Genomic DNA, 24,845 nt, shown 5'->3' with positions numbered 1-24,845 from the left:
GCCTTTTCGATCGCAGGTGGCGGCGGCGTCGCAGACGCCACCGCGTGCGGCGTTACTCGCCTTCGGAGTGCTCGAGCAGGTCGGCGTGGATCTCGCGCATCGCCACCGACAGCGGCTTCTCCTGGAGACCGGGCTCCACCAGCGGACCGACGTACTCGAGGATGCCGTCGCCGAGCTGGTTGTAGTAGTCGTTGATCTGACGGGCCCGCTTGGCCGCGTAGATGACCAGCGCGTACTTCGACGACGTGCGCTCGAGCAGCTCGTCGATCGGCGGGTTGGTCAGGCCGACCGGGGTGTCGTACGCGGGCACGGGCTTGGTGTCGCTCACTCGGGAGGCTCCTGCTGGGTCTGGTTACGGTTCTGTGGTTCGACGGTCGCTGCGCACCCGACGGCGTCGGGATACCGCATCGGCGATCGGGGTGGTGCGTTTTCTGCAGAGCGGCCACGCGACAGCGGGCCGGTCGCTACCTCGAATTTGTGCTGATGAACAACGATACCAACTGCTCACAGGCACTGGTCAGATCGTCGTTCACGATCACGATGTCGAACTCGTCACATGCCGCGAGCTCGGTCCTCGCTGTTTGCAGCCGGCGTTCGATCACCTCGGGTGATTCGGTGCCGCGGCCGGTGAGCCGCTCGACCAGAACGTCCCAGCTGGGCGGGGCCAGAAACACCAGCAGTGCCTCCGGCATGGTGGTGCGGATCGAGCGGGCCCCCTCCAGGTCCACCTCGATCAATACCGGTTTACCGGCCGCGATCGCGGTCCGGACCGGGGCGGCCGGGGTGCCCGACCGCTGCAGGCCGCCGTGGATGTCGGCCCATTCGAGCAACTCCCCCTGTTCGATCATGGTGTCGAACTCGGCCCTGGTCACGAACCGGTAATCGCGGCCGTCGACCTCTCCGGGCCGCGGGGCCCGGGTAGTGGCCGACACACTGAACACCAGTTCCGGCAGTCGTTCGCGAACACAGCGAACCACTGTCGACTTCCCGACGGCCGAGGGGCCGACCAGTACCACCAGTCGACCCTTCTGCGTGTGTCCGACCACTCTCGGCTCAGGCCGTGAAGTCGAACTTGGCCAGCAGCGCCTTACGCTGCCGGTCGCCGAGGCCACGCAGGCGCCGGGTCGGCGCGATCTCGAGTTCGCTCATGATCTCCGCCGCTTTGACCTTGCCCACCTTCGGCAGGGCCTCCAACAGCGCCGACACCTTCATCTTGCCGAGAACCTCATCGGTCTCGGCGTCCTTCAGGACCGTCTTCAGGTCGGTGCCGCCACGCTTCAAGCGCTCCTTGAGCTCTGCCCGAGCGCGGCGAGCGGCAGCCGCCTTCTCCAAAGCAGCGGCTCGCTGCTCGTCAGTCAGCTGGGGAAGGGCCACGGTTCCTCCGTCTCATCGTTCATTGCATGATCTACCCCCGGTAACCCGGCGGTCTCAGCGACCGTACCCACGCCGCTTGCCGATTGCGAACCCACCCCCCAGGTCAGCGAGGGATTCCGGGCGCGTCGCGAGGCGACACGGGCCCGGCGGCGCCGCATCCGAAGCCGTCGCGCAGATCCTACCGCCCGTACCCCGCGCAGCCCTGTGGCCTGGGCTTTTCCGCTCGGTGCGGGGGTGCGGGACGGGAGCGGCAGCGGTCCGGAACCGGTCGTAATCGACCTGTTATCGCGCGACCTGGAACTTTCTTGGATTCATCGGCGTGTCGCGCTTTTTAACCTCTGCGTGTCGCGTGTCGCGGCCCTCCCGGGGGATCTCACGACGGGCTCGCGACACGATCGCCACAAGGACTCGCACGACCGCCGGAAAGACCCACTGACGCGGAAAAACACATTGGTGTAGTTCGTGATACCCAACCGGGCGTCGGGTCGCCCAGCGGGCCATATTCGAAAACGGACCAGTCGGAATGATATGCAAGGTGCGCTGAGCGTGCCTCACAGCACACCCGCGCACCGCTCGACCTCGAGTCCCGGAGAAACGCTCGACCTAGTCCTGGAGGAACGCGAAAGCCTCCGCGAGTTCGCGCACCCGCTGTCGCAGCGCGGTCACCGCCGGACCGGCCGCGAGAACCTCGCGGGAGACGCTCGGCAGCACCGCCGACAGCACCGCCGGCGGCACCAGCGACCGGATCGATGCCGCTCCCCCGCCCTGCGCCCCCACCCCGGGCATCAGGATCGGGCCGTTGAGCCCGGTCAGATCCGGCGCTCGATCCAGGGTCGAGCCGACCACCACGCCGACGGAGCCGAATTCGGCGCCGGCATTGCGCGCTGCGGTCGCGTCGACCATGGTCTGGGCGATGGTGCGGCCGTCGCCGGTGACGGTGGCCTGCACGACGGCCGCCTCCGGATTCGAGGTGGCCGCCAGCACGAACACGCCCCGATGATTGGCCTCCGCCAGGTCCAGTGCCGGTGTCAGCGAGCCGAATCCGAGGTACGGCGACGCGGTGATGGCGTCGCCGGCCAGCGGGCCGTCGCCGAGCCAGGCCTCGGCGTAGGCGGCCATCGTGGAGCCGATGTCACCGCGCTTGACGTCGGCGAGCACCAGCGTGTCCAGCGATCGCAACGCGGCGATCGTGGATTCCAGCACGGCGAATCCCGCGGAACCGTAGGTCTCGAAGAACGCCGCCTGCGGCTTCACCAGGGCCACCTGGCCGCCGAAGGCGGCCACGCAGATATCGGCGAATCGCTTCAGCCCTTCGGCGTCCTCACTGAACCCCCAGGCGCGCAACAGGGCCGGATGCGGGTCGATGCCCACACACAGTGGCCCGTATTCCGCCATGGCGTGCCGCAGCCGGACGCCGAACGGCTTCACTTCGGGTCCGCCGCGGTTCCGGCCACCGCCAGTTCGCGCTCGATGTCGGCCTCGGCCTCGGGTTCCGGTTCGACGGGCGCCGGGTTCCAGTCGATCGGCGGCGCGACCCGGAAGCCGACGGCGCTGTAACTGCCGAACCCGCCGGCCTTCTGCAGGCCGCGGATGTCACCGCCACCGCGTGGTGTCACCTCGGCGGACATCGGCACCCCCGTGGTGTCGATCAACCGCCGCCGCGGCTTCACCCGCCCGGCCCCTACCGGCCGCGCCCCTGCACCAAAACCGATGGCTCCCACCGTAATTCTCTCCCGTCAGTGTTTCTGTTCGACGTTCCCGGAGCCCCGCGTGGTCACGCGAGAGATCCGCTTCGTGGCTCGTCGGTCACGTCAGCGCGCAGCACGGCATGCAACTCCTGGAGGGAGCGCACACCGATACCGCCGTTTATTGTGGCCTCGATACCTTGTACGGCCGCAGCCGCACCCTGCACCGTGGTGATGCACGGAATGTTCGCACCCACCGCGGCGGTCCGGATCTCGTAGCCGTCGACCCGAGGCCCGGAGTTCCCGTAGGGGGTATTGAACACGATGTCGATTTCACCATCCTTGATCTGATCTACGATCGAGGGACCAAGAATGTCCGATGTCGTGTCGGCGCGGTGAATATCCGAGGCCGTGTTGTCACGCTCCCCCGTTGCATCCGGATGGGAGTGCTTCCGCACAGTCTGGCACGGGATGCCGTTGCGCCGGAGCATTTCGGCGGTGCCCTCCGTTGCCAGGATACGGAACCCCAGGTCGTGCAGCCGCTTCACCGGGAACACCATGGCACGCTTGTCCCGATTGGCGATCGACACGAACACCGTGCCCTCGGTCGGCAGCGATCCGTAAGCGGCGGTCTGACTCTTGGCGAAGGCGGTGCCGAAATCGGCGTCGATGCCCATGACCTCGCCGGTCGACTTCATCTCCGGCGACAGCAGCGAGTCGATCCCGGAACCGTCCGGACGGCGGAACCGGTGGAATGGCAGCACCGCCTCCTTGACCGCGACCGGCGCGTCCAGCGGCACGTTGCCGCCGTCGCCCTCGGCGGGCAGCATGCCCTCCTTGCGCAGTTCGGCGACGGTGGAGCCGAGCATGATCCGGGCCGCGGCCTTGGCCAGCGGCACCGCGGTGGCCTTCGACACGAACGGCACCGTGCGGCTGGCGCGCGGATTGGCCTCCAGCACGTACAGCACATCGTCCTTCAGCGCGTACTGCACGTTCAGCAGACCGCGCACGCCGATACCCTTGGCCAGTGCGGTCGTGGAACGGCGGACGGCCTCGATATCGCTGCGCCCCAACGTGATCGGCGGCAGTGCGCACGCCGAGTCGCCGGAGTGGATACCGGCCTCCTCGATGTGCTCCATGACACCGGCGAGGTAGACCTCGTCACCGTCGCACAGCGCGTCCACGTCGATCTCGATGGCGTCCTCCAGAAACCGGTCCACCAGCACCGGATGCTCCGGCGACACATCGGTGGCCCGGGAGATGTAGCCCTCCAGCGAGGATTCGTCGTAGACGATCTCCATCCCGCGCCCGCCCAGCACGTACGACGGCCGCACCAGCACCGGATAGCCGATCTCGGCGGCGATCTTCTTGGCCTGCGCGAAGGTGGTGGCGGTGCCGTACTTCGGCGCGGGCAGCCCGGCCGCGGTCAGCACCTGACCGAATTCGCCGCGGTCCTCGGCCAGGTCGATCGCGGCCGCGGAGGTGCCGACCACCGGCACGCCGGCGTCGGTCAGCCGCTGCGCCAGGCCCAGCGGGGTCTGGCCGCCGAGTTGCACGATGACGCCCGCGACGGTGCCGGATTCGCGCTCGGCGTGGTACACCTCGAGCACGTCCTCGAAGGTCAGCGGCTCGAAGTAGAGGCGGTCGGCGGTGTCGTAGTCGGTGGAGACGGTCTCCGGGTTGCAGTTGACCATCACGGTCTCGTAGCCCGCGGCCGACAACGTCTGCGCGGCATGCACACACGAGTAGTCGAATTCGATGCCCTGGCCGATCCGGTTCGGGCCGGAGCCCAGGATGATCACCTTCGCGCGCTCGGGCTGCGGCGCCACCTCGGACTCCGCGGCCGGATCCAGCTCGTAGGCCGAATAGTGGTACGGCGTGCGGGCCTCGAACTCGGCGGCACAGGTGTCGACGGTCTTGTACACCGGGCGGACGCCGAGCCGGTGCCGCAGCGCGCGCACACCGTCCTCACCGGCCAATTCCGGTCGCAGCGCGGCGATCTGGCGATCGGACAGCCCGTGGTGCTTGGCGCCGCGCAGCAGCGGCTCGTCCAGCACGGGGGCGTCGAGCACCTCGCGGCGCAGGTCCACCAGGCCCTCGACCTCGGCGACGAACCACGGGTCGATACCGGAGGCCTCGGCCACCTGCTCGACCGTGGCGCCCAGCCGCAGCGCGCGTTCCACCTGGTAGATGCGGCCCTCGGTGGGCGTGGTGAGGTCGAGCAGGATGTCCTGTACATCGGTCCAGCGGCCGTCGGGCAAGGTCCAGAAGCCGGCGGCCTTGGTCTCCAGCGAGCGCAGCACCTTGCCGAGCGCCTCGGTGAAGTTGCGGCCCAGGCTCATCGCCTCACCGACGGACTTCATCGTGGTGGTCAGCGTCGGGTCGGCCCCGGGGAACTTCTCGAACGCGAACCGCGGCGCCTTCACCACGACGTAGTCGAGGGTGGGCTCGAAGCAGGCCGGGGTCTCCTTGGTGATGTCGTTGACGATCTCGTCGAGCGTGTAGCCGATGGCGAGCTTCGCGGCGATCTTCGCGATCGGGAAACCCGTCGCCTTGGAAGCCAATGCGGACGACCGCGACACCCGGGGATTCATCTCGATGACGATCAGGCGGCCGTTGCTCGGATCCACCGCGAACTGGATGTTGCAGCCGCCGGTGTCCACACCGACCTCGCGCAGGATGGCGATACCCAGATCGCGCATCTTCTGGTACTCGCGGTCGGTGAGGGTCATGGCCGGGGCCACGGTCATCGAGTCGCCGGTGTGCACACCCATCGGGTCGACGTTCTCGATCGAGCAGACGATCACCACGTTGTCGCGGCGATCGCGCATGAGCTCGAGCTCGAATTCCTTCCAGCCCAGGATGGATTCCTCGATCAGCACGTTGGCCGTCGGCGAGGCCGCGAGGCCGCCACCGGCGATGCGATCCAGGTCGACGTCGTCGTAGGCCATGCCCGAACCCAGGCCGCCCATGGTGAACGACGGGCGCACCACCACGGGGAAACCGAGTTCGGCGACCGTCTCGCGCACCTCGTCCATGGTGTAGCAGACCCGCGAACGGGCGCTCTCACCACCGACTTTCGCGACGATGTCCTTGAACTTCTGCCGGTCCTCACCGCGCTGGATGGCGTCGAAGTCGGCGCCGATCATCTCGACGCCGTACTTCTCCAGCGTGCCGCGCTCGTGCAGGGCGACCGCGGTGTTCAGCGCGGTCTGGCCGCCGAGGGTGGCCAGGATGGCGTCGGGGCGCTCCTTGGCGATGATCTTCTCGACGTATTCCGCGGTGATCGGCTCGACGTAGGTGGCGTCGGCGAACTCCGGGTCGGTCATGATGGTGGCCGGATTCGAGTTGACCAGCGTCACCCGCAGGCCCTCGGACCGCAGCACCCGGCACGCCTGGGTGCCGGAATAGTCGAATTCGCACGCCTGGCCGATGACGATCGGACCGGAGCCGATCACCAGGATGTGCCGGAGGTCTTGGCGGCGAGGCATCAGACACCTTCCTGTGTCATGCGGGACACCCGCACCCGGTCGGCCCGATAAGTGGGCTGCGCAGTGTCACTCATCGGTCCTCCATGAGCTCGGCGAAACGGTCGAACAGGTAGGCCGCGTCGTGCGGCCCGGCGGCGGCCTCCGGGTGGTACTGCACCGAGAAGGCCCGGCCGTCGACCAGCCGCACGCCCTCGACGGTGCCGTCGTTGGCGCAGGTGTGGCTGACCTCGGCGGCGCCGAAGGGGGTGTCGAAGCGCTGCCCGGCCTCACCCTCCAGCGCGAATCCGTGGTTCTGCGCGGTGATCGAGACCTGCCCGGTGGCATGGTCGATCACCGGCACGTTGATGCCGCGGTGCCCGAATTTCATCTTGTAGGTGGACAATCCGAGCGCGCGGCCCAGGATCTGGTTGCCGAAGCAGATGCCGAACAGCGGAATACCCTCGCCGAGAACGGCTTTGGTGAGCTCGACGGCATCGTCCTGGGTGGCCGGGTCGCCGGGGCCGTTGGACAGGAACACGCCGTCCGGATTCAGCTCGCGGATCTGCTCGGGGGTGACGCCGGAGGGCACCACGTGCACCCGCATGCCGCGCCGGGCGAACATCCGCGGGGTGTTGGTCTTGATGCCGAGATCGACGGCGACCACCGTGAACCGGTGCTCCCCGGCCGGTTCGATCGTGTACACGCCCGGCGTGCTGACCTCGGCGGCGAGATCGGCGCCGAGCATCGAGGGCTGGCCGGTCACCCGGGCCAGCAGTTCCTCGACCGGTGCCGCCGCGGCCGCGCCGCTGAAGATACCCGCCTTCATCGAACCGCGGGTCCGCAGGTGGCGCACCAGGGCGCGGGTGTCGATGCCGGCGATGCCGACCACCTGCTGCCGTTCCAGTTCCGCCGGCAGGGTGGTGGTGGCGCGCCAGTTCGAGGCGCGGCGCGCGGGGTCGCGCACCGCGTACCCGGCGACCCAGATCCGCTTCGACTCGTCGTCCTCGTCGTTCCAGCCGGTGTTGCCGATCTGCGGGGCCGTGGCCACCACGATCTGCCGGTGGTAGCTCGGATCGGTCAGTGTCTCCTGATAACCCGTCATCGCGGTGCAGAACACCGCCTCACCCAGCGTCTCACCCGTGGCGCCGTAGGCGGACCCGCGGAACACCCGGCCGTCCTCCAGCACCATCAGCGCGGTCGCGCTCATTGGTTGTCTCCGTTCGTCGTGCTGGCGCGGCCGCTCGTCCAGGCCGGATACACCGTCTTGTCGTCGCCGCGGAACCCGGTGTCCACCTCGGTGCCCGTCGGCAGTTTCCAGCGAATGACCAGCACACCATCTTCTGTCATGACCTTGCCCGCGTGGCCGCGCTCGGTGCGCACCGCCGTGATGGACTCGCCCGGAATCCAGATCGGCGCCGCGCCGTCGCGCTCCAGCAGCACCCCGCGCTCGAAGCGGGTCAGCTCCGCGGTGGCACGGAAGCCCAGGCCACCGACCACCACCCGGTTCTGCCAGCTGGGCGCCAGCGTGGTCCCGGTGTAGAGGCCGGTGGTCGGCTCCAGCACCTGCGCGCCGAGCTCCGCGGGCACCGCGGGCAGGTCGCCGATGGCGTCCGCCTGCCGCGCGCCGCGCCGCTGCCACGATCGGTACATACCCCATACGCACAGCGCGAACAGCGCGAGCAGCAGAAGAACCAGCAGTGTTCGTTCCATTACGACTCTCCTCCGGTCCTGGATGCGCCCGCACCGGCACGCACCGCCCCGTCGCGAGCGGTGAGCCGGCCGCGCAGGAACGTCGCCGTCACCCGCCCCGGCAGGGTCATCGCCTCGTACGGCGTGTTGTTCGAGATGCTGGCCAGGTCGGCGGACCGCACCGTCCACTCGGCCTCGGGGTCGACCAGCACCAGGTTGGCCGGCTCCCCCACCGCGAGGGGGCGGCCCTGATCGTCCAGGCCCGCGATGCGGGCCGGATTCTCGCTCATCACGCGGGCCACCCCGCGCCAGTCCAGCAACCCGGTCCGGACCATGGTGTCAGCCACCACCGACAACGCCGTCTCCAGGCCGAGCATGCCGGGCCGGGCCGCCGCGAACTCGCAGCACTTGTCCTGCTCGGCGTGCGGGGCGTGATCGGTGGCGACGCAGTCGACGACACCGTCGGCCAGTGCCTGCCGCAGCGCGGCCACGTCGGCGGCCTCGCGCAGCGGCGGGTTCACCTTGTTCACCGCGTCGTAGGTCTCGAGTCGCGAGTCGTCCAGCAGCAGATGATGCGGGGTGACCTCGGCGGTGATCGAGATGCCTTGTGCCTTGGCCCATTTCAGGATCTCGACGGTACCGGCGGTGGAGGCGTGGCAGATGTGCACGCGGGCACCGGCGTCGCGGGCCAGCAGCGCGTCGCGGGCGACGATCGACTCCTCGGCCGCGCGCGGCCAGCCGGCCAGGCCGAGCCGGGAGGCGGTCGGGCCCTCGTGCGCCACCGCGCCGGCGGTGAGCCGGGGTTCCTCGGCGTGCTGGGCGATCAGCACACCGAGGGAGTTCGCGTATTCCAGGGCGCGGCGCATGATCAGCGGATCGTGCACGCACTGACCGTCGTCGGAGAACATCCGGACCCCGGCCTCGCCCGCGGCCATGGTGCCCATCTCGGCCAGTTGCTTCCCGTGCAGCCCGACGGTGACCGCGCCGACCGGGTACACGTCCACCAGGCCGACCTCGCGGCCGCGGCGCCACACGTGGTCGGTGACCACCGGGTTGTCGGCGACCGGGCTGGTGTTGGCCATCGCGAACACCGCCGTGTAGCCACCGAGAGCGGCTGCGGCGGAACCGGATTCGATGGTCTCGGTGTCCTCGCGGCCGGGCTCGCGCAGGTGGGTGTGCAGGTCCACGAAACCGGGCAGCAGCACCTGGCCGGTGGCGTCGACGGTCTCCACGTCATCGGCCGTCAGGTCCGGGCCGATCGCGCGGATCTCGCCTTCGCCCAGCAGCACGTCGACCGGATCACCCTCGCCGTACAGGCGCACATTCTTGATCAATACGTTCATGCTCGCCCCTCCTCGCACGATCGGAGAGCCTCCGTGGTTACGCTCCGCTGCCGCCTCCGGCCCCGCCCGATCATGCTCCGCTTTTCTCGCATGCTCAGGGGGCCTCCGTGGTTGCGCTCCGGCGCCACCTCCGACCCGATCATGCGACGACCTCCTCGGCACCGGCGAGCAGGCGGAACAGTACCGCCATGCGCATGTGCACACCGTTGTTGACCTGTTGCAGCACAGCGGCTTTCGGTGAATCGGCGACCGCCGAGGCGATCTCCATGCCGCGCAGCATCGGGCCCGGATGCAGCACCACCGCCTCGTCGGGGAGCAGCGCCAGGCGACGTTCGTTGAGCCCGTACCGGATCGAGTACTCGCGGGCCGACGGGAAGAATCCGCCGTTCATCCGCTCGGCCTGGACCCGTAGCATCATGACCGCGTCGGCGCCCGGCAACTCGGCGTCGAGCGAGTCGGAGACCCGCACCGGCCAGTGGCCGACGCCGACCGGCAGCAGGGTGCGCGGCGCGACCAGCACCACGTCGGCGCCGAGGATGCTCAGCAGGAAGGCATTCGAGCGGGCGACCCGGCTGTGCAGGATGTCGCCGACGATGACGATCCGCTTGCCCTCCAGCGCGCCCAGCCGCTGCCGCAGTGTCAGCGCATCCAGCAGGGCCTGGGTCGGGTGCTCGTGCATGCCGTCGCCGGCGTTCACGACCGCCGGGCCGTTGCCCGCGAAACCACCTGAGCCGGTGGGCATTTCGGCGAACCAGCGGGCGATCTGGTGGGCGGCGCCGGAGGCCGGATGCCGCACGATCAGCGCATCGGCGCCGGCGGCGTGCAGGGTCAGGGCGGTGTCGCGCAGCGATTCACCTTTGGACACCGAGGAACTGGAGGCGCTGACATTGATCACATCGGCGCTCATCCACTTGCCCGCGACCTCGAACGACACCCGGGTGCGGGTCGAGTTCTCGAAGAAGACCGTCATCACGGTGCGGCCGCGCAGGGTGGGCAGTTTGCGCACCTCGCGACCGAGCAGCGCCTGTTCGAATCGTTCGGCGTCGTCGAGCAATTCGGTCGCGGCGGCCCGATCGAGATCGGTCACCGACAGCAGATGCCTCACTGCTCGTCCCCCTGGTGCAGGTAGACGCCGTCGCGGCCGTCGTGTTCGGTCAGCAGCACGGATATGTCCTCGTTGCGGGAGGTGGGGACGTTCTTGCCGACGTAGTCGGCGCGGATCGGCAGTTCGCGATGGCCGCGGTCGATCAGCACGGCCAGCTGCACCGCGCGCGGACGGCCGAGATCACGCAGGCCGTCGAGCGCCGAGCGCACGCTGCGGCCAGAGAACAGTACGTCGTCGACCAGTACCACCAGGGCGTTCTCGATGCCGCCCTCGGGCACCTGGGTACGCTCCAGCGGCCGGTGCGGGCGATTGCGCAGATCGTCGCGATAGAGCGTGATGTCCAGTGAACCGAGTGCGGGCCGCACCCCGGAGAACTCCTCGATCCGGTCGGTGAGCCGCGCGGCCAGCGTGGTGCCGCGAGTGGGAATGCCGATCAGCACGACGCGCGGCGCCTGGGGATCCGCCGAGTCGAGGGCGGTCTTCTCGATGATCTGGTGGGCCATCCGGGCCACGGTGCGGCTCACGTCCTGCGCCGACAACAGCTCGCGCCCGGCCCGGATCCATTCCGGGTCGTGTCGCTGCGAGTATTCGGGCACGGCCATGCCGACCTCCTTCCCCGCCTCACGGGACGGTCCGTTAAAGGATGTCTGTTTCGGCTGGCAAGCCTAGCAGTGCGCGCACCGGGCCCCGACCCCGGTCCCCCCATTTCCCGGCCGTTCAGCGAATTGTCGGCTATGTCACAGCGCCGTTGTCATACACTGTAAATCTCACCCGCACCTGTGTCATGCTCATAGTCGTGAGCAATGCGAATGGGTTCACGGATCCGACCCCGCTGACCTTCCGCGGCGCCGACGGTATCCGACTCGCCGGAGAGAGCTGGGGGCCCGACGACGGTCCGCTGGCGGTGTTCCTGCACGGCGGCGGCCAGACCCGGCACTCCTGGAAGGACACGAGCGCGGCACTGGCCAAGGTCGGGCTGCGCGCGGTACTGCTGGACGCGCGGGGGCACGGCGACAGCGAGTGGGCCCCGGACGGAAACTACAGCCGCGAGGCGCAGGCCGGTGACCTACTGGGCATCCTGGCCGAGCTGGGCCGGCCGGCGATCGTGGTGGGCGCCAGCATGGGTGGGCTGACCAGCCTGCTGGCCACCACCATGCCCGGCGGCGAGCTGATCTCCGGACTGGTGCTGGTCGACGTGGTGCCCCGCCCGGAGCGCAAGGGCATCGACCGGATCCTGAACTTCCTGGTCGGGAATCCGCAGGGTTTCGCCACCCTCGAGGAGGCTGCCGACGCGGTCGCGGAATACCTGCCGCATCGCCCCCGGCCACGCAGCCCCGAGGGTTTGAAGCGCAATCTGCGCCAGCGCGACGGCCGCTGGTACTGGCACTGGGATCCGGCGATGATGCAGGTGCCGGAGCGGCCGGAGGATCTCGACCTCAACGCCGACGAGTTGGAGGAGGCGGCCCGCGCGCTCACCATCCCGGTGCTGCTGGTCCGCGGCCGGCTCTCCGATGTCGTCGGCGAGGACAGCGTCGCCGCCTTCCGGGCACTGGTCCCGAGTCTGGAGTACGTCGAGATCGCCGGGGCCGCGCACACCGCCGCCAGCGACGTGAACGACCAATTCACCGATGCCGTGGTCGATTTCGTGCGGGCACACATCCCGCACACCGCCTGACAGCGGCTCACGGCGGCGGTAGCGGCACGGCCGTGAATTGTTCAAGTCGGATTGTTCAATCTGGATTGAACAATCCGACTTGTCTATCTAGAGTGGGGTCATGGATTCCACCCAGACCGTCTCCGAGTCGGCCGTCCGGGCGGCCCGCGAACTGCGCGTGCTGATCAGCCGGTTGCGGCGACGCTTCCTGGAGGCGTCCGACAGTCACGAGCTCACCCCGTCGCAGCTGTCGGTGCTGAGCCGGTTGCAGAAGAGCGGCGAGGGCACCGCCAGCGATATCGCCGCCGCCGAGCGGGTGCGACCGCAAGCCATCGCCGCCACGCTCGGCGTGCTCGACGAGCGCGGACTCGTCGAACGCCGCACCGATCCCGCCGACCGGCGCCGCCAGGTGGTGTCGCTGAGCCGGGCCGGCCGCGAACTGCTCGAGGGTCGCAGCCAGGCCGGGCACGAATGGCTGTCCGCCGCCATGCAGGAACAGTTCACCGAGGCCGAACGGGCCACCGTGCTGGACGCCCTGAGCCTGCTGGAAAGGCTGACGGCACAATGACTGTCACCTTGCACCGGATCGGTCGCAGGTTCCGGCAACCGGCCGACGCGGACGGTTTCGACCGGCGGCTGATCGTCCCGATGATCGTCTCGTCGGTGCTCAATCCGGTGAACTCGTCGATCCTGGCGGTTTCGCTGGTTCCGATCGGCGTGGCGTTCGGCGCGCCGCCCGCACAGACGGCGTGGCTGGTGTCGGCGTTGTATCTGGCCACCGCGATCGGGCAGCCCGTGGTCGGGCGGCTGATCGACCTGTACGGGCCGCGACGGTTGTATCTCGCGGGCGCCGCGCTCACGGGTGTCGCCGGAATACTGGGCCTGCTGGCGCCGGCACTGTGGGTGCTGGTACTGGCCCGGGTCATCCTCGGCTTCGGCACCTGCGCGGGCTACCCGGCCTCGATGTACCTCATCCGCCGCGAGGCCGAGCGCACCGGGCACTCCAGCCCGACCAGCGTGCTGACCGCGCTGTCGATCGCGGGACAGACCATCATCGTGCTCGGGCCGACCGCGGGCGGGCTGCTCATTCACCTCGGCGGCTGGCGGGCCACCTTCGCCGTCAACATCCCACTGGCGCTGGCATGTCTGGCGCTGGGCATCCGACGGCTGCCGAAGACCCCGGTCGCGGCCGGGCGCGGCAAGTTCGCCGGTCTGGATGTGCCGGGCATCGCGTTGTTCTCGGTCACCCTCGTGGCGCTGTTGCTGTTCCTGATGGAACCGGCGTGGTCGCACTGGTATCTGCCGGTGATCGCGGTGCTGGCCGCGGCCGCGCTGGTGCTGCGGGAGTTGCGCACGTCCGAGCCGTTCCTGGACATCCGGGTGCTCGGCGGTAATCTGCCCCTGCTCGCCACCTATGTGCGCGGCGCGCTGACCGCTCTGATCGGGTACTGCTTCCTCTACGGATTCACCCAGTGGCTCGAGGACGGGCGCGGATTGTCGGCGGCCACAGCCGGTCTGGTGCTGCTGCCGATGTCGCTGGCCGGGATCGGGGTCTCCGCGCTCACCGGCCGGCGCCAGGCGATTCGCGGCAAGATGGTGGTCGGTGCGATCGCGCAGATCGCCGCCGCGAGCCTGCTGCTGCTCGTGCACGCGTCCACCACGATCTGGGTGCTGGTCGCGGCGGTGTGCATCATGGGAATTCCGCAGGGGCTCAACAATCTCGCGATCCAGAATGCCGTCTACCACCAGGCGGATGCGGAACGGATGGCCTCGTCGGCCGGGCTGTTGCGTACCTTCATGTATCTGGGCGCGATCGGCTCGGCGGCGGCCAGCGGCGCGCTGCTGACCCGCCCGGCCGGTACCGCGGCGTTGCATCATCTCTCGCAGTTCATGCTGGTCGCCGCAGTCCTGTTCCTCCTGCTCACGGTGGCGGATCGCTCGCTGGGCCGGATCGGGCGTGCCGAAACGGAGCTCACCGGCGCCTGACCCGCGCTCGGCCGATTCCGTTGCGGCACATGCCGATCGCGGCCCCGGCAAGGTCCAGATCTGCGCACCCATACCTCGACCCGGCCGAACGCCATCGGCGTGGCCACACGCCTGGAGCGCCGACCACAGCATCGGGTCACGACATGCCATCCAGACGACTCACGTCGTGGACCTGGTCGCCACGACCTCGCGGTGCCGGACGTCGGCGGTCACGTCAGCGCCAGGGCGAGCCGGTCGGCGGCCTGCACGAGCTCTGCGGAATCGCTGTGCCGCCGTTCCCGCAGGGCCTCTCGCACCGCCCCGGCCTGGGTCCAGCGGCGGGCCCGCTCCACGTCGACTTCCGCTGCGTCGCAATAGATGTCGAGGAGGCGCAACAGGGTCGGCCGCGGATCGGGTGAGGCGATCAGGTCACCGAAGCGCGGGCTGTAGATCGCCGTGAAGGCATCGTAGGCCGGGTCGCCGACACAGACCTTCGGATCGATCGCCAGCCAGTCCTCACGGTCGGAGCCGAGCACGTTGGCGTCGTGCAGATCGCCGTGCACCAACGTCTGCGGTTGATCCGGGCCGAGTTCGCGCACGGTGGCAAGCGCGGCGTCCACGGTCCGACGGGGCAGCGGGTGCCCCAATTCTGATGCCGCAGTGCTGATCTCGTGCTCCCACGGGGCGATCTGCGCGGACAGCGTGGGGAATCCGGGTGGTGCGGTGACGGCCAGTCGTCGCGCCAGCGCACCCTGAATCGCGACAGCCCGTTCCGGATCGGCGACGTCGGCGAGCGTGCCCCGCGCGGCTCGTTCCAGCAGCATCGCGCTGTAGTTGCCGGCGCGTGCGTACAGGCGCACCGCACCCGCGCCGTCCCACGCCGCGAAGGCCGCCGATTCGCTGACGGTCCAGGAATGCGGAAACGACACCTTCATCACCGCCGGTGGCAGATCGCGGTGCCGTACCGGCACCACGATCCCGACCCGGCCGTGCATCACCTCGCCGTCGGGAGTACACGACCACTGTTGCAGCAACTCGTCGAGCACTGCGGGCAGGGCATCGATCCATGTGCGACCCGCCTCTCCCGCGTCGGAGGCCATACTCCGCGCGAACCCCTCCGGAATGTCGATCGGCACGCCACAGCCTATGTCGCGGAAGCCGTTTCGCGCCAACAGCGGCGGCCATCACACACCCTTTCGGGCGGCGCGCCGCAGCGGCACGCACGATCATCACGGCGGAGGGAGTAGACCGACTGCCGACGGGCGCCGGGGCGAGCGATTCGGAAACCGACGGTTTGCTACTGGAACATACGTTCGAGAGCCGGTAGATTGGCCGCATGTCGACGACACTCCAGGGTTCGCTGTTCGACTGCCCGGACGAGGGTGCGGCCGGGCTCACCGCGCCGGGTCCGTGGCACGGGTTGCATCGCACGCAGCTGGGTTCCGGCGCCTGGGTGGACGTACTGCCGGGGTGGCTGACCGGTTCGGATGCGCTGTTCGAACGGCTGGTGGTGCGGGTGCCGTGGCGGGCCGATCGGCGGCCGATGTACGACCGGGTGGTGGATGTGCCACGGCTGCAACGGTTCTACGACGAGAGCGAGCCGCTGCCCGATCCGGCGCTCGACGCGGCTCGCGCCGCACTCAGCGCGCATTACGCCGCCGAACTCGGCGAGCCGTTCCGCACGATCGGACTGTGCTGGTATCGCGACGGGAACGACAGTGTCGCATGGCACGGCGACACCATCGGCCGGGGCGCCCGGCACGACACCATGGTCGCGATCGTCTCCGTCGGCGCGCCGCGCGGGCTGGCGTTGCGGCCGCGCGGCGGTGGCGCCGCCGTCCGGTACCAGCTCGGCCACGGTGATCTGCTGGTCATGGGCGGGTCGTGCCAGCGCACCTGGGAGCACGCGGTGCCGAAAACCCGGCGGTCGGTGGGGCCGCGGATCAGTATCCAGTTCCGGCCGCGGGGGGTGCGGTGAGACCGAACACCTGGCGGAACAGGTCGGCGCCGTGCGCCTCCGGCCGGGGTGCGCCCGGCGTCATGCGATAGGTACGCGTGCCGTCGTCGGCGCACCCGGCGCGCAGGAACAGGTCCGACGGATGCGCCGCGGCGCGGCGGGCGGCGGCGAATTCGTGGAGGTGCGTGACGAAGACGATCGTCACCCCGGAATCCACCAGGGCCGCGATCAACGGCCCGGCGATCCGGGCGGCGTCGTGTTCGCCGGTGGAGGCGAACGACTCGTTGCACAGCAGCAGACCACCCGCTGCCACTCGGTCGACGATGCGGCTCATCCCCGCCAGCTCCTCGGCCAACCGGCCGCGGGTCAGCGTCCGATCCTCCTCCGGCGCGAAATGTGTGAACACGCCGGTGCGCAGGGGCGCGACGAATTCGTCGGCCGCCACGAACAGGCCCGCCTGCATCATGATCTGAACGACGCCCACACTGCGCAGGAATGTCGTCTTACCGCCGTTGTTGGCGCCGGTCACGACCAGCAGGGAGCGGTCGTCGGCCGACACGTCGACCCCGACCACCGGTTCCCCGGTGAGCCCCAGGCCGATGTCGCGCAGGCCGAGACAGTGCAGGCCGGGCGACCCGGCCGGCAGTACGGACGGCACGCACACCGGCACCCCGGCCTGCCGCACCCGCTGCCACAGGGTGAGACCACCGAGGTAGAAGGCCAGTTCGGTGCGCAGCCGGAGGAAGAAATCGCCGATACCGTCGGCGGCACGGCTGACCACGTCGGCGACCGCCTCCAGTGCACGGCTCCGGAAGCGGGTCAGCGCGGTGGTTCCGGCCTCGAAGTCGTCGGCCGCTTCGAAGGCTCCGGGGCGGCGGCGCAGCCCTCGCGGGCGCGACCGCGGCGGGGCGTGCAGGATCGGATCCACCGGTTTGTTGCCCGGCCCGAGGGATATGCTGAGGTGCATGCCGTGGTCGAAATCCAGGGCGGCGAGGTGGGTTCCGACCTCGTCGAAATATTCGTCCGGCAGGGTGGATCGCACCTGCGCGCACAGTGCGGTCAGCCCACTGGATTCGAAATACGCTGCGCTGCCGTCACATTCGGCGCGCAGACGGCGCAGCAGCAGCATCGACTCCGCGACGGGTTGCAACGCCAGCAGCAGCTTGCCGCCCGGACGACTGCCGCGGCCGATCGTCCACCGGCGCACTTCGGTTGCGGCGCAGGCGATATCGTAGATCCTGCGGATCCGATCGGGATGCGCACAGCAGTCGGCGAACACCGCCTGCCGGTAGCGGACGGTCGCCGCGTCGGCGGCGATCGAGGTCAGGCCGGTCCGGGCCGCGGTGAGCAGGACCGGATCACCGTCGGCCATCGCCGCGCATACCGCGGTCAGGCCCAGGTCGGTGAACACCGTGTCGCCGAGAGTCGTTGCCGCACCGGCGTGTCCGGGTGGAAACAGCAGATCGGCCCTCATCCGATGACCCTGGCCGTGACCGCGTCGTAGGTCAGGCCGTATCGCTGCGCGAGCGTCGCGGCGTGGGCCTGTCCGGTGCCGTCGCTGCGGTGCAGCCGGTAGGTGCGCCGCGCCGGATCATCGGGATCCACCGTCGCCACCATGCCGACAGTGGCGGAACCGTGTGCGCCGAGCCCCTCGAAGAAGGTGACGAACACCGCGACCGCGCCGAGGGCGGTGATCCGGTCCAGCACCGCACCGCCGATGCGCAACCCGTCGGCGGTGGTGGTCGACGCGAAGCTCTCGTTCAGCACGATCATGCTGTCGGCGGTGGCCGCGGCGAGTGTGTCGCGCACCGCGGTCAGCTCGCGCAGCAGCCGGCCGGTCCGATCGGCGGCGGTGTCGGCACGCTCGAAGTGGGTGAACATCCGGTCCGGCAGCGGCAGCCGCGCCCGGGTCGCCGGCACCGGGCACCCCAGCGCGGCCAGGTACACGAGCTGGCCCACAGTACGGGCGAAGGTGGTCTTGCCGCCGGAGTTCGGGCCGGTCACCACCAGGATCCGTTCGGCATCGTCCAGTCGGAAATCGTTGCACACCAGAGGTTTCCGGTCGGCAGCACATTTCAGGCCGAGTGCCAGGTCGAAGGCGGCGTCGGCATACGGGCGGTCGAATCCGGCGGTCACCTCCGGCAGTGTCACCGCGCGCCCGTCCCCGGTGACCCGCGCGGCCACCGCGAGATACCGCAGATAGAAATGGATCTCGCGATCGAAGGCGACGACGCCCGGATCGGCGAACTCCTCGTGATCGCGCGCGAAGCGTTCGAGCAGCCGGAACGGGGCCGGGAACAGCGCCGTCACGTTGTCCAGCAATTGCATCTCGAACGGGTTCGCGTCGGCGCGATCCGGGGCCGATCGTGGACCGGGTGCGGCGGAGACGAAGCGGCGGAACAGGTTCGCGATGGTGTCCTGATAATCCGGCTCACCGCCGTACCGGCCGACCTCGACGGTTCGGTCGGTGATCCGCACCGAGAACGCACGCCTCGTAATGCTTCCTCGGTATCGTGCAGCGCCGCGGCGAGCCGGGTGAAGGCGGCGCCGGCGACCAGTTCGGCCAGGTAGGCGCGCCAGCCGGTGAGGGCGCGGGAGGTGAGCGGCAGTCCGGTGAGCTCCTCGTGCAACCGGATCACCGCGCGCACATACTCCGCAGCGGCATCCAGCCACCAGCGGGCCCGCTGCTGCGGCCGACGCTGCGCGACCGCGCGTTCCCGCAGATCGCGCATTCGCCACAGCGCGATGGCGAACTCGTCGAATGCGCGGTAGGCCGCCTCCGAGGCCAGGTCGGCGAACACCTCCTGGCGATATCGCACCGCTTCGACGTCACACAACGGCCGCCGCAACCATTCGGTCAGCCGATACGGATCGAGATCTCCGGCCACCGCCGCGATGATCCGGTCCAGATGCAGATCGACCCGGACCTGCTCGGCGACCACCACCTCCGCGATCTCCGCCCGCGGCTGCCACAGCACACTGTGATACTCCATCGTCCTCAGAATGCCTTGCGGGTCCGGTGATGTCGATCGACCCGGCCCGGGTGCGCCGATCGACCCGGCATCGGTCGTCATGCGAGATGATCGGCACGCTTGCGACCACCGTGACCGCGCGAACGCCGCAACGCGGGCAGCTCACAACCTCTGTCCGGCACCGTTTCCCACCACCGGGCACCGCACGGGAGGGGCGGTGGCGGACCGGTGCACCACAGCCGGACCTGCGGTGACAGGTCGCGATGCCGGGTGGTGGCACGGCCCACAGTGCGGTCAGGATGTCATACCGGACTGGTAGATTGGCCCCATGAATACTCCGGGGGCGGGAATTCTGGCCGTGATGCCGCTGCACGCCATCAGCGAGGTCCACGGTGAAGAGGGTCTACGTCAGCGGCTGGCCATCGAGAAGGAGAAGCTTCCCCAGCCCGAGCGGGTCGATGCCGCACTGGATCTCGCCTCCGATCTGCATCGGGACGACCGGTACGGGCGCGAGCCGTATGTGAATCATCTGCTCCGCGTCGCGATCAGGATCATCAGCCACTATCAGGTGTACGACACGGATATCGCGGTCGCCGGGCTACTGCACGACGCCGTCGAGGATCATGCCCCCGAACTGGCCGGTACCCGTGGTGATTCCGGCACCGAGGCCGCGCTGGCCGAGGTCGGGGACCGGTTCGGCTCCCGCGTCGCCGGGCTGGTCGCCGCAGTCACCAATCCCCCACCGGACCCGGCGGTCGACAAACATGTGCAATACCGGGAGCACATCGCCAGTAGTCTCGGCCGCGATCCGTGGGCGCGGGTGGTGAAGCTGTCGGATTTCACCGACAACGGGGTGGGCATCCTCTACGCCACCGAGCCCGCGATGCGGCCCCTGGCCACCAAGTATCGGCCCATGACCCCCATTTACCGTGATCTGGTCACCCGGTCCGACACCCCGCTGTCGGACCACGTCAAACAACATATTCTCGGCCAACTCGATCTGGCCGAGGAACGTTTCAGCGCCATTCTCGACCCGAAGTAGGCCGAACTGACCACCGAGTTGCCGTTCATCGACGAACACCGGCTCACCGTGCCCGCCCCGGCCGCTACCGTCTGGGCGGCGCTGACCGACTGGATCGGCCATACCGGCCTGGGCGTCGACCGGCGCTTCACCCGGATGGTCGGCACGGATCCGCGGTCCCGGTCCGGAACCCTTCCCGATGTGGGCGCGACCGTGCCCGGTTTCGCCGTGGCCGAATCCGAGCCGGACGATCACCTCACTCTGGCCGGGCGGCACCGATTCTCGCGCTACGTACTGACTTTCACCCTCACCGCCGACCCGGCGGGCACGATCCTCGCCGCTCGATCGTCGGCGGCGTTCCCCGGACCGCACGGCCGGGTCTATCGAATGCTGGTCATCGACTCGGGGGCACACCGGATGATCGTCCGCCGCATGCTCCGCGACATCGGCCGCAGCGCCGAATCGCGCTGAGCGGGGCTCCTCGCCCTGTCCGCACCGGCTCGGCGCGTTGATCTCACCGCCGCCACCCGTAGATGACGGCCGGTTACGATATCTCCACGGCCCCCTCGGTGCGCACCCATCGAATTGTGCTCGGGCGAGACGACTTCCACGACCGGTGGCGTCGATGTGCACGGTATGCGGTATCGATCGGATTCGTCTGTTCACCGGGATCCGATGGTCAGCCTCGCGGGTGCGCCGTGCACGGGACCGGCGCCGGGAGGCGGCCCTCGAAGAATCGGGAGGGTGCGACACCCATGAGGGACCGGAAGTCGGCGGCCATATGTGATTGGTCGTAGAAGCCCTCGTCGGCGGCCAGATCGGCGAGCAGGGCGGCATCCGGGCCGGACAGCAGTCGCCGCACCCGGGAGATTCGGGCAAAGTGCTTGGGTGACAGGCCGATTCCCGAGGTGAACAGGTTGCGCAGCTGGCGTTCGCTGACGGCGAGGCGGGCTGCCACCTCGGAGACGCCGATCCGGTCGGCCACCAGGGTCGCCGCGTCCGAGAGCAGCGCGCGGCGGGAGCGGTCGGCCGGATCGTCGGAGATGCGTTGCGGTAGTTGGTGTTCCAACAGCGGCAGCACGCCGTCCGCAGCGGCGTGCAGTATTCGATCGGTGAATTCGGCCAGCGGGCCCGGGAATTCGGCCAGTGGCACGATCCGGTCGGTCATTTCGGCGGCGGCCACCCCGAGCAGGGGGCGCACCGCGCCGGGGGCGATCCGCAGGCGGAGACAGGAGGCCGGTGCTTTCGCGGCGTGGTAACTGGCCCGGGTGCGGGGGCCGATCACCATCACGTCCTGATGGTCCGGCGCCTGCCGGCGCAGGATCACCGTCGTCGCCGCGGTCGGAATGTGGGTGAGCGCATCCGGCTGCCGCAGCTGGATCGGAATGTGCCCGGCCGCGGCGAACCAGGACCGCAACGAGGGGGGAACGCCGAGGGGGCGTTCGTAGGTTTCCGCCAGGCGCACCGGACCGGCGAGACGAGTGCTCACCGGATCCACTGTAGCCAGCGCGCGAGGGGTGCGGCCGTGCCGATTTTTCCTATCGCCGCAGGTCGCCGTCACGGCAATCTGGCGGCATGATTCTGGTTACGGGTGCGACGGGCACCATCGGCAGTGAACTGATCCGGCAGTTGGCGCAACGCGGTGAGCAGGTGCGGGCACTGACCCGGAACCCGGGCGCGGCGACGGTCCCCGACGGGGTCGAGGTCGTGGGTGGTGATTACGCCGATCGCGATGCGGTGGCGGCGGCGATGGCGGGTGTCGACGCGGTGTTCCTGGTGGGGGTGTTCGGACCGCACAGCAACGCCGACCCGGGGCTGGTCGCGGCCGCGCGGGCGGCGGGGGTGCGCCGGGCCGTCAAGCTCTCGGCGATCGGCACCGGTGATCCCGAGCTGGGCTGGATCGGCACCTGGCACGAGCCCGGTGAGCGCGCGCTGCGGGACAGCGGCCTGGAGTGGACCGTCCTGCGCCCCAGCGCCTTCGCCACCAACTCCCTGGCCTGGGCCGACGACATCCGGCACGGCAAACCGGTGCCGAGCCGGACGTGGACCGGCGCCCAGGGCGTCGTCGACCCGCAGGACATCGCGGCGGTGGCAGTGCGCGCACTGGTCTCGGACGCACACACCGGGCACACCTACACCCTCACCGGCCCGGAAGCCCTGTCCGAATACGACCAGGCCGCGGTGCTCGGCTCGGCGCTCGGACGCCCGGTTGAGGTCGTCGACCTGACCGACGACGAGGTGCGGGCCCGCATGGCCACCGCCGGCCTACCGGCCGATTACATCGACGGCGTCCAGCAGGGGACGGCCTTCATCCGCGACGGTCGCAACGCCACCCTCACCGACGACGTGCAAGCGGTGCTGGGCCGCGCACCGCGCACCTACACCCAGTGGGTGGCCGACCACCTGTCCGCCTTCACCGCGAACTGAGCTCGCGCGTGCTCCGGTGAGCATCGGTGTGAACGGCACACCGCGCGACACCGCCGGACCCCCGGGTGCCGCCATGCCGCGCCGCGGCGAGCCGCCTTCAGCTCGGTCGGCAACCCGCAGAACCGGTCTCGGCCCACCCGGCACAGCTGTCGGCACGGCTACCGCACCCGGCAGGCCCGGACATCACTCATTCCGAGCGACGCGAAATCTGGTGCATGCTCGGGGCGAGACCGGTCCCGGTCTACCCGGCAGACGCTGTCGGCGCGGTCACCGGACACGGACGGGCCGGAACGTCGTTCATTCCGGGCGGCGTGCGAAATCCGGTGCGTGCTCGGGTAGCACGCCGCGGGCGACCAGGAAGGCCGGGAGGGTCCGGATGACCGGGAGGCTGCGGAACACGCGCAGCGGCAACGGAATCCGGTCGAAGGTCGAGATATCGAGTGCACCGGACAGACTGGGCTCGATACCGAATCGGTGGACCGCCCGTTGCATGTCCTGAGTCACCATCGTGGGTACGAGGCGGCGGCGCTGCACCCGCGCCAGATCGGCCTCGGTGATGTTGTGGGAGAGCAGCTTCGGCGCGAGGATCCGCGCGGCCGCGACGGCGTCCTGAACGGCCAGGTTGATGCCGACACCGCCGATGGGCGACATCGCGTGCGCGGCGTCGCCCAGGCACAGCAGGCCCTCGGCGTACCAGCGGTGCAACCGGTCGAGTTTGACGTCGAGCAGTTTCACCTCGTCCCAGTCGTGTACGGCGTCGATCCGATCGGCCAGCCAGGGCGCCACCGTGATCATCGTGCGCATGATGTCGGCGACCGGGGCCTGCCGCAGCACCGCGTCGGCGCCCTTGCGGATGACGGTGGCGCACTGCCAGTATTCGCCCCGGTCCAGCAGCAGTGCGAAACGGTTCGCGGTGACCATCCACACCGCACCGGCCGGATCGGTGTCGTTGCGCGGGAAGCGGAACCACCACACGTCCATGGGTGTGGACCATTGCCGCAGGCTCAGCCCCGCGGCGGCGCGCAGCACCGAACCGCGGCCGTCGCAGGCGACCGTGAGGTCGGCGTGGATCTCACCGGTGGCGCCGTCCGCGGTGCGGTAGCGCACGCCGGTGACCCGTTTACCGTCCCGGATCAGGTCCGTGGCGGCGGTGTTCATCCGCAACCGGAAGGTCGGCTCGCGATCGGCGGCACGGGCCAGCAGATCCAGCAGATCCCACTGCGGGACCATGGCGATGTATTTGTGCCTGCCGGGCAGGTGCGTGAGCGTGGCGAGGCGGACCATCCGGCCCCGGATCGGCAGTTGGATGTCGGTCATGTGCCGTGCGGGCAGTTTCGCGAACTCCCGGCCCAGACCGAGTTCGTCGAGCAGATCGAGCGTGGTGGGATGCACGGTGTCACCACGGAAATCACGCAGGAAATCGGCGTGTTTCTCCAGGACGGTGACCTCGACCCCGGCCCGGGCCAACAGGAGGCCGAGCACGATTCCCGCGGGGCCGCCACCGGCCACGAGACAGCTGGTCCGTTCCATTTCGGCGCCTTCCGTCGCTGGTACGGCGGTTGTCGCGTCGATGCTAGCGCCGCGGCCGGCGAACCGAGCGTGTCGCGGTCACTCGGCCCGGTCGCGGCGCAGGGTGAAGAAGTACGGCGCCGTCATACCGCGCAGGTCCATCACGCCGAGCAGGGTGTCGTCGTCGACCCAGCGGAACATGTCGATGATCGGCAGGTGGTCGTACACCATTGCCGCGCCGACCTTTCCACGGAACTCGAGATCGCGCAGGCGGGCCCGGGGCGCGCGGGCCCGCAGCACCGGACGCAGCAGTGGCAGCGCCGCCCGGGCCAGGCGCAGCGTCACCAGTGGGACCCGGCCGGCGAGCCCCAGCGGGGCCCGGCGCGGATCGACCGGGAAGACCACCTTGTCCGGACCGGCGAACAGCAGTGGCTGCACCCGGTCGGCGTCGTCGAATTGTTTACCGTACCAACCCGATCCGACCAGCACCCCGGCCCAGGGATGTCCGGTGTCGAGCTCGGCGCCACGCCACCGGCTGCCGACGATGTGGGTGACGGGTACCGCGGGCAGACTGTCGAACAGCTCCCATGCCTGTTGGGGCGTGCTGCCGCCGTCCAGCAATTCCCGCAACCGCGCTGCACCGGGCACCGCATCCTCCTCGACAGTGAGAGCTC

The 24,845-nt window shown here is 69.6% G+C and carries 25 protein-coding genes; 7 read left to right on the top strand and 18 right to left on the bottom strand.

Annotated elements, in window-relative coordinates:
• Window positions 1–52: 52 nt before the first annotated feature.
• The 11 genes from rpoZ to pyrR form a co-directional block, all read right to left on the bottom strand.
• On the bottom strand, window positions 53–328 hold the full coding sequence (gene rpoZ, locus LBW94_RS02595; protein ID WP_225056499.1) for a DNA-directed RNA polymerase subunit omega: 276 nt from the start codon (window positions 326–328) through the stop codon (window positions 53–55).
• A 136-nt stretch (window positions 329–464) separates the two neighbouring features.
• Window positions 465–1,046 (bottom strand): guanylate kinase, encoded by a 582-nt coding sequence (gene gmk, locus LBW94_RS02590; RefSeq protein WP_225056500.1) that lies wholly within the window; start codon window positions 1,044–1,046, stop codon window positions 465–467.
• A gap of 7 nt (window positions 1,047–1,053) precedes the next feature.
• Complete coding sequence (gene mihF / locus LBW94_RS02585) at window positions 1,054–1,374, bottom strand: integration host factor, actinobacterial type (RefSeq protein WP_019927023.1); 321 nt, start codon at window positions 1,372–1,374, stop codon at window positions 1,054–1,056.
• Window positions 1,375–1,977: 603 nt separating this feature from the next.
• Window positions 1,978–2,802: an orotidine-5'-phosphate decarboxylase gene (gene pyrF, locus LBW94_RS02580; protein ID WP_225056501.1), complete on the bottom strand. Its 825-nt coding sequence runs from the start codon at window positions 2,800–2,802 to the stop codon at window positions 1,978–1,980.
• Complete coding sequence (locus LBW94_RS02575) at window positions 2,799–3,044, bottom strand: hypothetical protein (protein ID WP_225056502.1); 246 nt, start codon at window positions 3,042–3,044, stop codon at window positions 2,799–2,801. The genes pyrF and LBW94_RS02575 overlap by 4 nt, the downstream gene beginning before the upstream one ends.
• Window positions 3,045–3,148: 104 nt before the next feature.
• Window positions 3,149–6,550, bottom strand: coding sequence for a carbamoyl-phosphate synthase large subunit (carB, locus tag LBW94_RS02570; protein WP_225056504.1), 3,402 nt, complete (start codon window positions 6,548–6,550; stop codon window positions 3,149–3,151).
• A gap of 70 nt (window positions 6,551–6,620) precedes the next feature.
• A complete protein-coding gene (carA, locus tag LBW94_RS02565; protein WP_225056506.1) occupies window positions 6,621–7,736 on the bottom strand; it encodes a glutamine-hydrolyzing carbamoyl-phosphate synthase small subunit in 1,116 nt (371 codons plus the stop codon).
• A complete protein-coding gene (locus tag LBW94_RS02560) occupies window positions 7,733–8,239 on the bottom strand; it encodes a transporter (protein WP_225056508.1) in 507 nt (168 codons plus the stop codon). The genes carA and LBW94_RS02560 overlap by 4 nt, the downstream gene beginning before the upstream one ends.
• Complete coding sequence (locus tag LBW94_RS02555) at window positions 8,239–9,561, bottom strand: dihydroorotase (RefSeq protein WP_225056510.1); 1,323 nt, start codon at window positions 9,559–9,561, stop codon at window positions 8,239–8,241. The genes LBW94_RS02560 and LBW94_RS02555 overlap by 1 nt, the downstream gene beginning before the upstream one ends.
• Window positions 9,562–9,700: 139 nt before the next feature.
• Entirely contained in the window at window positions 9,701–10,666 is a 966-nt protein-coding gene (locus LBW94_RS02550; RefSeq protein ID WP_225056512.1) for an aspartate carbamoyltransferase catalytic subunit, read from the bottom strand.
• The gene (gene pyrR / locus LBW94_RS02545) at window positions 10,663–11,268 is read right to left on the bottom strand and encodes a bifunctional pyr operon transcriptional regulator/uracil phosphoribosyltransferase PyrR (RefSeq protein ID WP_225056514.1); all 606 of its coding nucleotides are present in this window, start codon (window positions 11,266–11,268) and stop codon (window positions 10,663–10,665) included. The genes LBW94_RS02550 and pyrR overlap by 4 nt, the downstream gene beginning before the upstream one ends.
• Window positions 11,269–11,450: 182 nt before the next feature.
• Here pyrR and LBW94_RS02540 point away from each other — a divergent pair, with 182 nt between their 5' ends.
• The 3 genes from LBW94_RS02540 (at window position 11,451) to LBW94_RS02530 (ending at window position 14,306) form a co-directional block, all read left to right on the top strand.
• Window positions 11,451–12,341 (top strand): alpha/beta fold hydrolase, encoded by an 891-nt coding sequence (locus LBW94_RS02540; protein ID WP_225056516.1) that lies wholly within the window; start codon window positions 11,451–11,453, stop codon window positions 12,339–12,341.
• Window positions 12,342–12,441: 100 nt separating this feature from the next.
• Window positions 12,442–12,888 (top strand): MarR family winged helix-turn-helix transcriptional regulator, encoded by a 447-nt coding sequence (locus tag LBW94_RS02535; protein ID WP_225056518.1) that lies wholly within the window; start codon window positions 12,442–12,444, stop codon window positions 12,886–12,888.
• On the top strand, window positions 12,885–14,306 hold the full coding sequence (locus tag LBW94_RS02530) for an MFS transporter (RefSeq protein WP_225056519.1): 1,422 nt from the start codon (window positions 12,885–12,887) through the stop codon (window positions 14,304–14,306). The genes LBW94_RS02535 and LBW94_RS02530 overlap by 4 nt, the downstream gene beginning before the upstream one ends.
• 209 nt (window positions 14,307–14,515) lie before the next feature.
• Here the strand turns inward: LBW94_RS02530 and LBW94_RS02525 are convergent, their stop codons facing one another.
• Window positions 14,516–15,421, bottom strand: a complete 906-nt coding sequence (locus LBW94_RS02525; protein ID WP_225056521.1) for an aminoglycoside phosphotransferase family protein — start codon at window positions 15,419–15,421, stop codon at window positions 14,516–14,518.
• 200 nt (window positions 15,422–15,621) lie between these two features.
• Here LBW94_RS02525 and LBW94_RS02520 point away from each other — a divergent pair, with 200 nt between their 5' ends.
• On the top strand, window positions 15,622–16,263 hold the full coding sequence (locus tag LBW94_RS02520; RefSeq protein WP_225056523.1) for an alpha-ketoglutarate-dependent dioxygenase AlkB: 642 nt from the start codon (window positions 15,622–15,624) through the stop codon (window positions 16,261–16,263).
• Here the strand turns inward: LBW94_RS02520 and LBW94_RS02515 are convergent.
• Genes LBW94_RS02515 through LBW94_RS02505 form a run of 3 tightly spaced genes read right to left on the bottom strand, consistent with a single transcriptional unit; the run spans window position 16,229 to window position 19,235 of the window.
• The gene (locus LBW94_RS02515) at window positions 16,229–17,716 is read right to left on the bottom strand and encodes a MutS-related protein (RefSeq protein ID WP_225056524.1); all 1,488 of its coding nucleotides are present in this window, start codon (window positions 17,714–17,716) and stop codon (window positions 16,229–16,231) included. The two genes, LBW94_RS02520 and LBW94_RS02515, sit on opposite strands and share 35 nt — an antisense overlap.
• Window positions 17,713–18,570 (bottom strand): MutS-related protein, encoded by an 858-nt coding sequence (locus LBW94_RS02510; protein ID WP_225056525.1) that lies wholly within the window; start codon window positions 18,568–18,570, stop codon window positions 17,713–17,715. The genes LBW94_RS02515 and LBW94_RS02510 overlap by 4 nt, the downstream gene beginning before the upstream one ends.
• On the bottom strand, window positions 18,549–19,235 hold the full coding sequence (locus LBW94_RS02505; RefSeq protein WP_225056526.1) for a hypothetical protein: 687 nt from the start codon (window positions 19,233–19,235) through the stop codon (window positions 18,549–18,551). Before LBW94_RS02505 ends, LBW94_RS02510 begins: the two co-directional genes overlap by 22 nt.
• Window positions 19,236–19,542: 307 nt before the next feature.
• Here LBW94_RS02505 and LBW94_RS02500 point away from each other — a divergent pair, with 307 nt between their 5' ends.
• Together LBW94_RS02500 and LBW94_RS02495 are read left to right on the top strand one after the other, a co-directional pair.
• Complete coding sequence (locus LBW94_RS02500) at window positions 19,543–20,256, top strand: HD domain-containing protein (RefSeq protein ID WP_225056527.1); 714 nt, start codon at window positions 19,543–19,545, stop codon at window positions 20,254–20,256.
• Between the two features lie 18 nt (window positions 20,257–20,274).
• Complete coding sequence (locus tag LBW94_RS02495; RefSeq protein ID WP_225056528.1) at window positions 20,275–20,706, top strand: SRPBCC family protein; 432 nt, start codon at window positions 20,275–20,277, stop codon at window positions 20,704–20,706.
• 208 nt (window positions 20,707–20,914) lie between these two features.
• On the opposite strand, the gene LBW94_RS02490 is transcribed toward LBW94_RS02495, so the two are convergent.
• Window positions 20,915–21,724, bottom strand: a complete 810-nt coding sequence (locus LBW94_RS02490; RefSeq protein WP_225056529.1) for a helix-turn-helix domain-containing protein — start codon at window positions 21,722–21,724, stop codon at window positions 20,915–20,917.
• 86 nt (window positions 21,725–21,810) lie between these two features.
• Here LBW94_RS02490 and LBW94_RS02485 point away from each other — a divergent pair, with 86 nt between their 5' ends.
• The gene (locus LBW94_RS02485; protein ID WP_225056530.1) at window positions 21,811–22,662 is read left to right on the top strand and encodes an NAD(P)H-binding protein; all 852 of its coding nucleotides are present in this window, start codon (window positions 21,811–21,813) and stop codon (window positions 22,660–22,662) included.
• Window positions 22,663–22,959: 297 nt separating this feature from the next.
• On the opposite strand, the gene LBW94_RS02480 is transcribed toward LBW94_RS02485, so the two are convergent.
• Both LBW94_RS02480 and LBW94_RS02475 read right to left on the bottom strand, forming a co-directional pair.
• Window positions 22,960–24,192, bottom strand: coding sequence for an FAD-dependent oxidoreductase (locus LBW94_RS02480; RefSeq protein ID WP_225056531.1), 1,233 nt, complete (start codon window positions 24,190–24,192; stop codon window positions 22,960–22,962).
• 78 nt (window positions 24,193–24,270) lie between these two features.
• Complete coding sequence (locus tag LBW94_RS02475; protein WP_225056533.1) at window positions 24,271–24,819, bottom strand: DUF4334 domain-containing protein; 549 nt, start codon at window positions 24,817–24,819, stop codon at window positions 24,271–24,273.
• Between the last annotated feature and the right edge of the window lie 26 nt (window positions 24,820–24,845).

This window comes from Nocardia sp. alder85J, assembly GCF_020176955.2.
Lineage (GTDB): Bacteria > Actinomycetota > Actinomycetes > Mycobacteriales > Mycobacteriaceae > Nocardia.
The sequence above is the reverse complement of the archived record's forward strand: the minus strand, read 5'-3'. Positions and strand labels throughout refer to the sequence as shown.

Bases quoted from the DNA above. Each gene is read 5' to 3' on its own strand.
- LBW94_RS02560 (WP_225056508.1), bottom strand. From the start codon at position 8,239: ATGGAACGAACACTGCTGGTTCTTCTGCTGCTCGCGCTGTTCGCGCTG.
- LBW94_RS02500 (WP_225056527.1), top strand. From the start codon at position 19,543: ATGAATACTCCGGGGGCGGGAATTCTGGCCGTGATGCCGCTGCACGCC.
- pyrR (WP_225056514.1), bottom strand. From the start codon at position 11,268: ATGGCCGTGCCCGAATACTCGCAGCGACACGACCCGGAATGGATCCGG.
- LBW94_RS02485 (WP_225056530.1), top strand. From the start codon at position 21,811: ATGATTCTGGTTACGGGTGCGACGGGCACCATCGGCAGTGAACTGATC.
- LBW94_RS02505 (WP_225056526.1), bottom strand. From the start codon at position 19,235: ATGGAGTATCACAGTGTGCTGTGGCAGCCGCGGGCGGAGATCGCGGAG.
- carB (WP_225056504.1), bottom strand. From the start codon at position 6,550: ATGCCTCGCCGCCAAGACCTCCGGCACATCCTGGTGATCGGCTCCGGT.
- LBW94_RS02535 (WP_225056518.1), top strand. From the start codon at position 12,442: ATGGATTCCACCCAGACCGTCTCCGAGTCGGCCGTCCGGGCGGCCCGC.
- LBW94_RS02555 (WP_225056510.1), bottom strand. From the start codon at position 9,561: ATGAACGTATTGATCAAGAATGTGCGCCTGTACGGCGAGGGTGATCCG.
- carA (WP_225056506.1), bottom strand. From the start codon at position 7,736: ATGAGCGCGACCGCGCTGATGGTGCTGGAGGACGGCCGGGTGTTCCGC.
- LBW94_RS02510 (WP_225056525.1), bottom strand. From the start codon at position 18,570: ATGCAATTGCTGGACAACGTGACGGCGCTGTTCCCGGCCCCGTTCCGG.
- LBW94_RS02530 (WP_225056519.1), top strand. From the start codon at position 12,885: ATGACTGTCACCTTGCACCGGATCGGTCGCAGGTTCCGGCAACCGGCC.
- LBW94_RS02515 (WP_225056524.1), bottom strand. From the start codon at position 17,716: ATGAGGGCCGATCTGCTGTTTCCACCCGGACACGCCGGTGCGGCAACG.
- LBW94_RS02540 (WP_225056516.1), top strand. From the start codon at position 11,451: ATGCTCATAGTCGTGAGCAATGCGAATGGGTTCACGGATCCGACCCCG.
- LBW94_RS02480 (WP_225056531.1), bottom strand. From the start codon at position 24,192: ATGGAACGGACCAGCTGTCTCGTGGCCGGTGGCGGCCCCGCGGGAATC.
- LBW94_RS02520 (WP_225056523.1), top strand. From the start codon at position 15,622: ATGTCGACGACACTCCAGGGTTCGCTGTTCGACTGCCCGGACGAGGGT.